A 12,804-nucleotide genomic window follows, 5' to 3' on the forward strand; every position below is an offset into this window, starting at 1 on the left:
CCGTCCACCTGACGACGCCCCGCCACTCACTTTGGATCACTAATTAAACAGCCGGGTAATGCTGCACGACACACGCGATGGATATCGCGATCACGCAATCGCGCGCCGCCCGTGTCGGTAGACACGAGGCGAGGCGACGATCGCCGGTTATCGAATCATGGAAGCCGACACGGCAAGCCCGGCGGCTCGACGCTGGGCGTGCGGTTCATCCGCGCACGCGCGCGCCATCGCGCCGAACCCGCGACGACCTCGAATTTCATGGGAAAGCGTCATTCAGACGCCGGATGGACGGAAGCCGGCCCGCACCCGGGGGCGGCCCGCCCTGTTTCATTCAGGAGGAGGATGACGCCGTGCGATCCCCGGGACTGAAGCATGCGCCACCGGTTCGTGCGAACCGGTGCGTTGGCCTGTCATGCCTGTTGTGTTCATCGTTTTCGTACCCGCCTGATTCGAAAGCGTGCCGCGCGCGACCGTCCCCCGATGGATCGAACCCTCGGACGGCCCACGCGCAGCCACTCACCCTTTCCGTCCGGCATTCAAACGCATTTCCGGAATCCCGGAACAGCATCGACGACTTGCCGGACGACCCCTGCACCGAATTAATCGATCGAATTTCCTTGATGATTTCGTCTCGACAGGTGCCTCATGCCCAACCGCACTCCAGAACTCACCAATTTCTCTTATATAGCAACGTATTCGGTGAATGATGAAATTTGCATTACCCTCGTGCCAGTTATTTGTTCACCGATGCCATCCCATATCATGGGATATAACATCGATCAATGTCTCATTGGTATCGCATGCATCGGAATAAAACTTCGGCATGCGATCCGCGCGATCCAGACCGTTTGAAAGAACCGATTCCAGCCGCGCCGGGGCTAGTTTGCTGGCATCCACCAGAACGAACCTTTTCCCGAGCGGAAAAAATCTTTTCCTGAGCAGACAGCATTTACATTCATACGTTCAGACGCAAAATATGATTTCATGACTAACATGATTTCAACCTGTCGTCATAAAAAAATTAATCTGGCAATCCACAATTTCTTCATTCTCTTCACATAGAGGCGTCGTCTTCGAGACGAATGTCAAACTGATTCCAGACCCCTTCCAATTCCAATTATCCCGAATTGAACCGGCAATAAAGACCGATTATTAAAATCTGGTTCGGCATGTTTTTCCACTTCCGTTTCTTCCGGCCGGACGCCGTGGCGGCGAACACGCAACACCCCGCCGCACATGCCCCCACATGCCGCACGGAATCCTCACAAGGTGACCTGTTGTCGGCATATAATTTTTCGCAACAATCGTGCAGAGCGCGATGCTTTCACATTGACCGGCCACCCTTCCATCGCATCCGCAACCATGTCATCCCGCTCGTCCAGTTCGGCGTCGCCTCGTCCCACGCCGGATCTTGCTGACGCACATATTCTTGTCGTCGACGATCGCCCGAACGACCTGCGGCTCCTGACCGAGATCCTGCGTGCCGCACGGTGCCGGATCAGCGTCGCGTTCGACGGGCTGCAGGCGTATCACCGTGCCCAGGCGATCGCGCCCGACCTGATCCTGATGGATGTCCGGATGCCGCGCATGGACGGCTTCGCCGCGTGCCGGCTGCTGGCGTCGACGCCTTCGACGCAATCGATCCCGGTCATCATCCTGACGGCCGCGGGCGATCTCGAGGATCGCATCGCGGGGCTCGAAACCGGTGCGATCGACTACATCATCAAGCCGTTCGAGCCGACCGAAGTGCTGGCCCGGATCCGCAATCACCTGAAACGCGCGCGGCGCAGCCAGCCGTTCGCGCATCTGCCCGAGCTGCCCGACAACCCGGATGCGGCCCTCGTGCGCGCGGCGTCCGAGGTCCTGCTACGCGACCTGCGCCATCCGCCGGCGCTCGAGGAGCTCGCCAGACAGGTCGGCACGCATGAGAAGCGCCTGTCCCGCGTGTTCCGCGACCATCTCGGCCAGACCGTGTTCGAATACCTGCGCGACACGCGCCTGCGCGCCGCGATGCACTTCCTCGCGGAGACGTCGATGGGCATCGGCGACATCGCCGAGGAAATCGGTTTTTCCACGCCCGGCAACTTCGCCACCGCCTTCCGCGAACGCTTCGGCGTCACGCCGTCCGACTGGCGGCGCCAGCGCCATGCGGTCAATGCCCCGCCCGCCACCCCCGGGGCGCACCATCACGATGCATAGGCGCCACGCGGCATGGGCAGCCGGATGTCGCGCGGTGCTGCTGCTTCTGCTCGCGATGGCCGTCACCTGCGCGACGGCGCGCGCCGCGTCGACGCCGAACCCCGCGCAACTGGACGCCGTGTCGGTATTCGAGGACGCGAGCACGACGATGTCCGCCGAGCAGGTCGCCGCACGGCTCGCCGATCCGGCGCATGGCACGCCGGTGGCCGGCACGTCGTCGTTCAACGTCGAGTTCTCGCGATCGGCGTGGTGGATCCGCGCCACGCTGACCAACCGCGACAGCGCCGCGCGCCCGCTGGTGCTGGTGATTCGCGACGCCCGCGTCGACCGGGCGGACTTCTATCTCGGCCAGAACGGCCAGTGGACGCTCGACGGCCACTTCCCGGCCGCCGGCCCCGGCGGTGATGCCGCCGCGCCGTCATCGCGCTACCCGGCGATCGACGTCACGTTGCGCGCCGGCGAAAGCCTCCCGGTACTGATCCGCGTCACGTCGCGCAAGGAAATGCGGCTCGCGCCGGCCGCGTTCACGCGTGCGGCGTGGGATGCGCTGGAACGGCGCGCGACGATGTGGGACTTCGGCTTCTTCGGCGGGCTGCTCGCGCTCGTGTGGTGCGCGCTGCTGATCGGATTCTTTTCGCGCAGCGGCGTGTTTCACGTGCTGGCCGCGGTGGCGCTGGGCACGACACTGTTCGAAGCGGCTTACCGGGGCTATATGGCGATGGCGTTGCCGCCCGCGCTGCGTGAATGGTCCGCACGCGGCGAAGTGATCTTCGCGTACCTGGCGGTGTCCTGCTTCATCGTCTTCATCCTGATGGTTGCCCGGCGCGAGCAGGCGAAACTGCCGATGCGCGCGATCTACATGGCCTTCCTCGCGCTCGAAGGGGTCGGCATGATCGGCGCCGCGTGTGGCGACCTGCTGACGTTCACGTGGTTCTGCCTGCGGCTGAACGCCGTGCTCGGGATCGTCAACATCAGCCTCGCGCTGCTGCTCGCGATCCGCCGGACGCCGACCGGCCGCGTGATGCTGATCGCCATCGCGATCGCCACCTTCAACATGCTGATCCGCGTGCTCGACGGCATGAACACGCTGCCGCCGGCGCTCGTCTGGCTGAAATCCGACATCTTCCCGAACCCCGTCATCGCGATCGTCGGGCTCGCCACGCACCTGCTGGTGCTGGCCGCATGGATTCATCACGTCGGCCGCCAGCGTACCGAGGCGAGGAAGCGGCTCGAACACTGGCAGCTCACCGAACAGGATCGGCTGCGAGACGAAGTCGCACGACGCACGCTCGCGCTCAACGACGCGCTGCAACAGGTGACGACCCACATGCAGCAGAAGATCGAGACGCTCGGCTACGTCAGCCACGACCTGCGCGCGCCGCTGTCCACGATCAACGGCTACGCGAAGCTGCTGCTGCAAGGCGCGACGCGCGGCCAGGCGCGGCTGATCCGGTCGATCGACCGCAGCATCCGCTACCAGCTCACGCTGATCGACGAGCTGCTCGCGTTCACGAAGGCCGAGCTGCAGCCGCTCGGCGTGACGCCGGACACGACCGACCTGCCCGGCCTGCTCGACGACATCGGCCACTATGCGGTCGCGCTGTGCGCGCAGCAGGACAACCGGTTCGTCTACCGGCCGGCCACGCCGCTGCCGCACATGGTGTCGATCGACGGCATGCGTCTGCAGCAGGTGCTGCTCAACCTGCTGTCCAACGCATCGAAGTTCACGCGCGACGGCACGGTCACGCTGTCGATTCATGCCGCGCGCGAAGGCGACACCTGGCGACTGCTGTTCGAAGTGGCCGATACGGGCATCGGGATCGACATCAGCGGAAACCGCGACATCTTCCGCGCGTACCAGCAGGTGCAGGCCGTGAACGGCGGCACCGGGCTCGGCCTGTTCATCGCGCAGCGCATCGTCGGCGCGATGGCGGGCGAGCTGGCCGTCGCCAGCCAGCCGGGCGTCGGCACGGCATTCTCGTTCGCGATCGTCGCGCCGGCTGTCGGGCACGCGCTCGTGCCGGTGTCGGAGCTCGTCCGGCGGTTTCAACCGGACGGCGAGGCCGAGCCGGACGTCCCCGCGCCCGCGATGCCGTGCCCGCCCGACGATGCGCTCGACCAACTGATCCTGCTGGCCGACAACGGGCAGCTGACCGATATCGAGGAATGGCTCGCCCCGTATGCGGACGTGCAGGACTACGCGGCCTTCGTGCGGGACGTGCGCGAACACCTCGATGCACTGGACCTGGACGCGATCGGGAAACTGGCCGGCTCGCTGAAACAGGCGCGCCGCGCCGCGACGGCGTTCGACGCCGAAGCCGACGCGGCCGGGCCCGCCTGACAGCACGGGCCACCGCGTCCCGCACGCGCCGATCGGGCACCGGCCGGCCGCCGGATGCGACAGCCCGCGCATCGGCACCGCCCACCGTCGCGTCAGGACGCGTCGTGCCGCCCCCCGCCGGCCGATGCGCGCGCTACAACCGCCGCATCGTCGAAACCAGCGCGGTGCCCTCGTCGGGCGATGCCGGCCGCGCCCGCACCGGGTCGCGTTCCGGTCTCGGCGCGCCGAGCCCCGTGCCGCCCGTGCGCCGCCGCGCGGCGTGCCGTTCGATCACACGTTGCAGCACGCAGAACACGCACAGCAGCGCGCCGATCACGATCCGCGTCCACCACGAACTCAACGTGCCGTCGAACGTGATCAGCACCTGGATCGTGCCGAGGATGCCGACGCCGAACACCGAGCCGACCACGTAGCCCACGCCGCCGGTGAGCAGCGTGCCGCCGATCACGGTCGCGGCGATCGCGTCGAGCTCCATCCCCTGTGCCTGCAACCCGTAACCCGACAACACGTACAGCGTGAACACCACGCCGCCGAGCGCCGAACAGAAGCCGCTCAGCGCGTACACGCCGACCTTCGTGCGCGCGACCGGCAGCCCCATCAGCAGCGCCGAACGCTCGTTGCCGCCGATCGCGTAGACGTTGCGGCCGAAGCGCGTGAAATGCGCGACGTAGATCGCGCCGGCCAGCGTCGCGAGCGCGATCAATGCGCCCGCGCTCAGCGTGCCGCCGCCCACCGGCACACTGACGCCCGCGATCGCATGAAACACCGGCTCGTTGATCGTGATCGACTGCGTCGTGATCAGGAAGCACGCGCCGCGCGCGAGAAACATCCCGGCCAGCGTGACGATGAACGGCTGCAGCCGGAAATAATGGATCAACGCCCCCATCGCCGCGCCGTACAGCGCGCCGAACGCGAGCACCAGCGGCACGATCACCCACACGGGCCAGTGCAGCCGCTCGGCGCCCACCGCGCAGAAGATCGTCGTCAGCGCGACGACCGAGCCGACCGACAGGTCGATGCCGCCCGACACGATCACGAACGTCATCCCGATCGCGACGATCAACAGGAAGGCGTTGTCGACGAGCAGCCCGGTCAGCACCTGCATCGAGAAGAAGCCCGTGTAGGTCACGGACCCGAAGCCGAATAGCGCGGCGAACAGCACGATCGTCACGACGATCGGCAGCGTGCGCGGGTCGGCGAGCCGGCCAAGGAATCGGTTCATCGCGGCGTCGCTCCGGAAGTGGCGCGCGAACGCGCGGAAGACAGCAGCCGCGACGCGTGCCGGACGACCAGCGCGCGCGCCGCGTCCGACTGGATCAGCGTCACGACGATCACGACCACCGCCTTGACGACGAGCGTCGCCTCCGGCGGCACGCCGATCGAATAGGTCGTGTAGGTGAGCGTCTGGATGATCAGCGCGCCGAGCACTGAGCCGGCGAGGCTGAAACGGCCGCCGAGCAGCGACGTGCCGCCGAGCGTCACCGCGAGGATCGCGTCGAGTTCGAGCAGCAGCCCTGCGTTGTTGCCGTCGGCGCTGCGCACGTTCGAGCTGGCCAGGATGCCCGCGAGCGCCGACATCACGCCCGAGCACAGGTACACGCCGAACACGACCGCGCCCGAGCGCAGCCCGACGAGCCGTGTCGCGACCGGGTTCACGCCGATCGCGCGGATGAACAGCCCGAGCGCGGTGCGGTTCACCAGCAGCGCGGTCGCGGCGATCGTCGCCAGCGCGATCCACACCGCGCACGGCACGGCCGCGAGATAGCCGCCGCCGAGCGCGAGGTAGCCGGGCGCGCCGATCGGGATGATCTGGCCGCCCGTCAGCAGTTGCGCGACGCCGCGGCCAGCCACCATCAGGATCAGCGTCGCGATGATCGGCTGCATCCCGACGAACGCCACCAGCAGCCCGTTCCATGCGCCGGCCAGTAGCCCGACGCCGAGCGCGGCGGCGAGCGCCGCGCCGACCCTCGACGGGTCCCCATCGAGGACGATCGCGGCCGCCGCGCCGGCGATCGCGACGATCGCGCCGACCGAGATGTCGATCCCGCGGGTCGCGATCACGAGCGTCATCCCGAGCGACACGATCACGAGCGGCGCCGCGCGGTTCAGGATGTCGACCGGCGCGCCGAACAGGTGACCGTCGAGCAGCGTAATCGACAGGAAGCCCGGGCGATGCGCGACGTCGAGCGCGAACAGCAGGACGAGCGTCAACGCCGGCCATGCGAGCGGATGACGAAACAGCGTGCGCAGCCGCGTCATGACTGGCCTCCCGCGATCAGCCGGTACACCTGCTCCTCGGACGCATCCGCGCCGGTGAGTTCGGCGACCTTGCGACGGTCGCGCAACACCGTGATCCGGTGGCTCACGCGTACGACTTCACTGATCTCCGACGAAATGAACAGGATCGCGAGCCCCTGCGCGCACAGCGCGAGCACGCGTTCCATGATGTCGAATTTCGCGGCGACGTCGATGCCGCGCGTCGGCTCGTCGAGGATCAGCAGCTTCGGTTCCGTCGCGAGCCAGCGCGCGAGCAGCACCTTCTGCTGGTTGCCGCCCGACAGCAGCCCGATCGGCTGCTCAGCGTCGCGCGCCTTGATGCCGAGCCGCGCGATGTACGTATCGGCGAGCTCGCGCTGCCGCGCCCGCCCGATCAGCCGCCACCAGCCGCGCCGCGCCTGCAGCGCCAGGATGATGTTCTCTCGGATCGACAGCGCGGCGACGATGCCCTCCTTCTTGCGATCCTCCGGGCAGTAAGCGATGCCGTGCCGGACCGCGTCGTGCGGCGACGCGAGCCGTGTGCGCGCGCCGTCGATCTCGATCGCGCCGGTGTCGGCGCGCTCCGCGGCGAATGCCAGCTGTGCGGTTTCGGTGCGCCCCGAGCCGAGCAGCCCGGCCAGCCCGACGATCTCGCCGGGCCGCACGTCGAGGTCGAGCGGGCTCATCATCCCGCGACGGCCGACCTGCTGCATCGACAGGAACGGTTCCGCCTCGCCGGCGGTGCGTTCGACCGCTGCCGCACCCGCCTGCAGCGTGTCCGACATCCGTTCGCGGCCGGTCATCTTCGCGACCAGCACGTCGACCGGCAAGTCGCGCGCCAGATACTCGCCTTCGCGCTCGCCGTTGCGCATCACGGTGATCCGGTCGGACACCGCATAGGTCTGCTCGAGAAAGTGCGTGACGAACAGGATCGCGATGCCCGATGCCTTCAGCCGGCGCAGCACGTCGAACAGCCGCGCGACCTCGCCGTCGTCGAGGCTCGACGTCGGTTCGTCGAGAATCAGCACGCGCGCGTCGACGGATACGGCCCGTGCGATCGCCACCATCTGCTGCACGGCGATCGGATACGCATCGAGCGAGCGCGTGACGTCGAGCGACAGGTCGAGTTCGGCCAGCGCCGCGCGCGAGCGCGCATGAATCGTGTTCCAGTCGATCGCGCCGCGCCGCATCGGCTGCCGGCCCGCGAAGATGTTCTCCGCGACCGACAGGTTCGCACACAGGTTCACTTCCTGGTAGAGCGTCTGGATGCCGGCCGCCTCGGCTTCGCGCGGCGCGGCGAAATTCACCGGCGCGCCGCCGACGCGAATCTCGCCTGCGTCGTGTGTATGCACGCCGGTGAGCACGTTAATCAGCGTCGACTTGCCCGCGCCGTTCTGGCCCATCAGCGCATGGATTTCACCCGGAAACAGCCGGAAGTTCACGCACTGCAGCGCGTTCACGCCCGGAAACGACTTGTCGATGCCGATCATCTCGACCACCGGCGGACTCTCCATGCATCCTCCCTCGAAACGGTTGGCGTCCGGGCGGCCGCGACACCGCCGCCCGCGCCGGATCGTCGGTACGTGGCTCAGTACTTGCGGGTCGGCAGCACCTGCGCCGCGACGTTCATCGGGAACACGGTCTCGTTCGTGACGATGCGCTTCGGCAGTTGTTTGCCGGCGACCACGTCCTTCACCGCGGTCATCAACTGCGGGCCGAGCAGCGGGCTGCATTCGACGTCGACGTTGATCTTGCCGGCCACCATCGCCTGGAAGCCGCCCTTCGTCGCGTCGAACGACACGACGCTCACGTCCTTGCCGGGCTTGATCCCCGCTTCTTCCATCGCCTGGATCGCGCCGAGCGCCATGTCGTCGTTGTGCGCGTAGACGACGTTGATCTGCTTGCCGTAGGTCTTCGCGAACGCTTCCATCACCTGCTTGCCGCCGGCGAGCGTGAAGTCGCCGCTTTGCGACGCGATCACCTTGAATTTCGGATTGCTCTTGATCACTTCGAGCAGGCCCGCGCGGCGGTCGTTGGCCGGCGCGGAACCGACCGTGCCCTGCAACTCGACGATATTGATCGGACCCGGGTCGTTCTTGTAGTGCTCTTCCATCCAGTGGCCGGCGCGCCGCCCTTCCTCGAGGAAGTCCGAGCCGATCATCGTCACGTACAGCGACGGGTCCTTCACGTCGACGCCGCGGTCGGTCAGGATCACCGGGATATGGGCCGCCTTCGCTTCGGTCAGCACCGGCTCCCAGCCTGACTCGACGACCGGCGAGAACGCGATCACGTCGACCTTCTGCGCGATGAACGAGCGGATCGCGCGAATCTGGTTCTCCTGCTTCTGCTGCGCGTCGGAGAATTTCAGGTTGATGCCGGCGTCCTTCGCCGCGCCCTTCACCGACACGGTGTTCGCGGTGCGCCACGCGCTTTCCGCGCCGACCTGCGAGAAGCCGAGCGTGATGGGTTTCTGCTGCGCGTGCGCGCCGCCGGCCAGCACCGCTGCCGCGGCGACGATCGCGCCGGCCGCCAGCTTCCTGATGAATGTCATGGTTCGTCTCCGATGATGTCGTTGTGTGCCGCTGCGCTGTTGTGTTTCTGCTTGGCGCAGGCGCGGGTCGGGGCTGTGCGCCGGCCGGGGCTTCGCGTCGGCCCGGTCTGCATGCCCCGCATCAGTCTAGAAACAAGTCCGATAACCTTCTAATGAAATATTGGATTGGGGAGATGTCGGATTCGGCATACGTATAAACACCTAAACGGGCGGTTCAACCCGTTCTAGCCGGCCCTGGCCGCGTTTGCGCGACCTTTGCACGGGCCACGCGCACCACCGGCGCGTTGCTCGCGGCATCGTAAAGCGCTCGTTCCAGCCGTTCGATGTTCGTTGAACGCGACACGGCATCGACACGATCCGCCTGATGCCGACATCGGGCTGCAGTCAGCTTGCCCGGGCGAGGCCGTTGCGTGATTTCGTCCATGCAGCGGTAACAAACGCCCGATCACCCGTCCGGCGCGCGCTTGCGCCGGGCATCCTCGCGTGTGCCAGGAATGGCGCACGGTTCTTGCTGCACGACGCCGGAACGTACGCACAAACAGGAGAAAAACGTGCGCGCAGGATGTCCGCCCGGAACGCAGCCCGACGACACGCGGCTCGGCACTGACGTCGATCGACGCGCCGCAGCATGAAGAAGCGCGCCACGTCGCAGCCGAATGCACGCATGCCCGCCGGACCGCTGCGTCATGTCGACGATCGTCGCCCCGGCTATACGCGCCGGCGCATCCGCAACGGCTTCGCGTATTACGGGCCGGACGGTGTGCGAGTGCGCGATGCCGACGAAATTGCCCGTATCAACGCGCTGGCGATTCCACCCGCGTACACCGACGTGTGGATCTGCATGGACCCGCGCGGCCATCTGCAGGCAACGGGCCGCGACGCACGCGGGCGCAAGCAGTATCGCTATCACCCGCTGTGGCGCGAGACGCGAGACGCGAACAAGTACACGCGGATGGCGGCGTTCGCGCGTGCGCTGCCGCGCATCCGCACGCGCGTCACGCGCGATCTGGCGTTGCCGGGCATGCCGCGCGACAAGGTCGTGGCGACGATCGTCCGCTTGCTCGACACGACGCTCGCGCGGATCGGCAACGCGGAATACGCGCGCGAAAACGGCTCGTACGGTCTGACGACGCTGCGCAAGCGACATTTGAAAATTCAGCCCGGCCAGGTGCGGCTGCGCTTCGCCGGCAAGAGCGGGATCGAACACGACGTGACGGTTGACGACGCGCGGGTCGCGCGGATCGTACGGCGCTGCGCCGAGCTGCCCGGGCACGAGCTGTTCCAGTATGTGGACGACGACGGCGCCCGCCATCCGGTCGGCTCGTCCGAGGTGAACGACTACCTGCGCGAAGCCGGCGGCGCGGATTTCACCGCGAAGGACTACCGGACGTGGGCCGGCAGCGTGCACGCGCTCGGGTTGTTGCGGCGCACCGAGCATCGCGGCGTCACGCACGCGCGCAAGCAGATCGTCGAGACCGTGCGCGCGGTGGCCGAGCTATTGCGCAACACGCCGGCCGTGTGCCGGCGGTGCTACATCCATCCGGCGGTGCTCGACGCGTTCGAGGCGGGCACGCTCGCCGCGCTCGCGGTCCGGCGTACGCCGCGCGGCTTGCGCGCGGATGAAGCGGCGTTCGTGGCGTTGCTCGTCACTGCCAGCCGGCGAGCGGGGAGATGATCCCGCCCGTCGCACCGAGGCCCGGTCGCCGCGATCGGCGCGGCGTGAACCCGATGTCGTTTACCACCGGGTTCCGGGCGCATAACCGATAGCCGCTCGCGCCCGTTTCCCTAAACTGGTTCGCACAACACACCTGCCCGGTGTCGTCCGCTGCGCGCGTCACGCCACCGGCATCGAGGCATCCCCGAGACATCCGCCTTCGCTGTCCGTCGGCCCGCACGCCCCCGCTGCATTCCTGCTGGCCGCGCCGCCAAGGCCATTCCAGGAGAGTTCATTGAGCCCGTCGCAAACGCGCCCCGCGAAAGCCCGATCTTCGCGCAAGTCCGTCAAGCTGGATGACATCACGATCGTCGACCCCGCCGTCCTCAAGCGCGCGGTCGGCGCCATGGCGTTCGGCAACGCGATGGAATGGTTCGACTTCGGCGTGTACAGCTACATCGCCGTCACGCTCGGCAAGGTGTTCTTCCCGTCCAGCAGCCCGTCCGCGCAGCTGCTCGCGACCTTCGGCACGTTCGCGGCCGCGTTCCTCGTGCGCCCGCTCGGCGGCATGGTGTTCGGCCCGCTCGGCGACCGCATCGGCCGCCAGCGCGTGCTCGCCGCCACGATGATCATGATGGCCGTCGGCACCTTCGCGATCGGCCTGATCCCCAGCTACGCGTCGATCGGCATCATGGCGCCCGTGCTGCTGCTCGTCGCCCGCCTCGTGCAGGGCTTCTCGACCGGCGGCGAGTACGGCGGCGCAGCCACCTTCATCGCCGAATTCTCGACCGACAGGCGTCGCGGCTTCATGGGCAGCTTCCTCGAATTCGGCACGCTGATCGGCTATACGCTCGGCGCGGCGACGGTCGCGCTGCTCACCGCGTCGCTGTCGCAGGACGCGCTGCTGTCGTGGGGCTGGCGCGTGCCGTTCTTCATCGCCGGCCCGCTCGGTCTCGTGGGGCTCTACATCCGGCTGAAACTCGAGGAAACGCCCGCGTTCAAGAAGGAGGCCGAAGCACGCGAAGCGGACGAACGCACGCGGCCGAAGCAACGCTTCGCGACGCTGCTCGTCGAACAGTGGAAGCCGCTGCTGCAATGCGTCGGCCTCGTGCTGATCTTCAACGTGACCGACTACATGGCGCTGTCGTACCTGCCGAGCTACCTGTCGGCGACGCTGCATTTCCGCGAATCGCACGGCCTGTTCCTGGTGCTGCTCGTGATGGTGCTGATGATGCCGATGACGCTCTACGCCGGGCACCTGTCGGACAAGGTCGGCCGCAAGCCGGTGATGATGGCCGGCTGCGTGGGCCTGCTCGTGCTGGCCGTGCCGGCGCTGATGCTGATCCGCACCGGCGGCATGCTGCCCGTGTTCGGCGGGATGCTGATCTACGGCGTGCTGCTGTCGACGTTCACCGGCGTGATGCCGTCGGCGCTGCCCGCGCTGTTCCCCACGCGCATCCGCTATGGCGCGCTCGCGATCGGCTTCAACGTATCGGTGTCGCTGTTCGGCGGCACGACGCCGCTCGTCACCGCGTGGCTGGCCGATCGCACCGGCGACCTGATGATGCCCGCGTACTACCTGATGGGCGCATCGTTCATCGGCATCGTGTCGGTGCTCGCGCTGCGCGAAACGGCGCGCCAGCCGCTGCCGGGCTCCGCGCCGTGCGTCGCGAGCCGCGCGGAGGCGCTGAGCCTCGTTCGCGGCCGGGCCGACGAAGCGCGCGGGCGGGACAGGAAGCTCACGCCGGTCAGCGAACGCGCGTGAAGCGGGCGCGCGTAGCGCTGGCGCTCATGACGTGACGC

8 protein-coding genes are annotated in these 12,804 nt (G+C 67.4%); 4 read left to right on the forward strand and 4 right to left on the reverse strand.

Annotated elements, in window-relative coordinates:
• Positions 1 to 1,362 precede the first annotated feature (1,362 nt).
• Both CFB50_RS33815 and CFB50_RS33820 read left to right on the forward strand, forming a co-directional pair.
• A complete protein-coding gene (locus CFB50_RS33815) occupies positions 1,363 to 2,199 on the forward strand; it encodes a response regulator transcription factor (protein ID WP_069249696.1) in 837 nt (278 codons plus the stop codon).
• A complete protein-coding gene (locus CFB50_RS33820; RefSeq protein WP_089448809.1) occupies positions 2,192 to 4,540 on the forward strand; it encodes a sensor histidine kinase in 2,349 nt (782 codons plus the stop codon). The genes CFB50_RS33815 and CFB50_RS33820 overlap by 8 nt, the downstream gene beginning before the upstream one ends.
• Before the next feature lie 133 nt (positions 4,541 to 4,673).
• Here the strand turns inward: CFB50_RS33820 and yjfF are convergent, their stop codons facing one another.
• From yjfF to CFB50_RS33840, 4 genes are all read right to left on the reverse strand, one after another.
• A complete protein-coding gene (gene yjfF, locus CFB50_RS33825) occupies positions 4,674 to 5,762 on the reverse strand; it encodes a galactofuranose ABC transporter, permease protein YjfF (protein WP_089448810.1) in 1,089 nt (362 codons plus the stop codon).
• Positions 5,759 to 6,799 carry an ABC transporter permease gene (locus CFB50_RS33830; protein ID WP_089448811.1) on the reverse strand — a complete coding sequence of 347 codons (1,041 nt, stop codon included), beginning with the start codon at positions 6,797 to 6,799 and terminating at the stop codon, positions 5,759 to 5,761. The genes yjfF and CFB50_RS33830 overlap by 4 nt, the downstream gene beginning before the upstream one ends.
• Positions 6,796 to 8,310 carry a sugar ABC transporter ATP-binding protein gene (locus tag CFB50_RS33835; protein ID WP_089448812.1) on the reverse strand — a complete coding sequence of 505 codons (1,515 nt, stop codon included), beginning with the start codon at positions 8,308 to 8,310 and terminating at the stop codon, positions 6,796 to 6,798. Before CFB50_RS33835 ends, CFB50_RS33830 begins: the two co-directional genes overlap by 4 nt.
• Positions 8,311 to 8,384: 74 nt before the next feature.
• Positions 8,385 to 9,347: an ABC transporter substrate-binding protein gene (locus tag CFB50_RS33840; RefSeq protein WP_089448813.1), complete on the reverse strand. Its 963-nt coding sequence runs from the start codon at positions 9,345 to 9,347 to the stop codon at positions 8,385 to 8,387.
• Positions 9,348 to 9,975: 628 nt separating this feature from the next.
• On the opposite strand from CFB50_RS33840, the gene CFB50_RS33845 reads away from it, so the two are divergent.
• Positions 9,976 to 11,022 (forward strand): DNA topoisomerase IB, encoded by a 1,047-nt coding sequence (locus CFB50_RS33845; RefSeq protein ID WP_089448814.1) that lies wholly within the window; start codon positions 9,976 to 9,978, stop codon positions 11,020 to 11,022.
• A 274-nt stretch (positions 11,023 to 11,296) separates the two neighbouring features.
• Positions 11,297 to 12,766: a glycine betaine/L-proline transporter ProP gene (proP, locus tag CFB50_RS33850; protein WP_089448815.1), complete on the forward strand. Its 1,470-nt coding sequence runs from the start codon at positions 11,297 to 11,299 to the stop codon at positions 12,764 to 12,766.
• Positions 12,767 to 12,804 lie beyond the last annotated feature (38 nt).

Origin of the sequence: Burkholderia sp. AU33423, from assembly GCF_002223135.1 — a bacterium.
Taxonomy (GTDB): domain Bacteria; phylum Pseudomonadota; class Gammaproteobacteria; order Burkholderiales; family Burkholderiaceae; genus Burkholderia; species Burkholderia lata_D.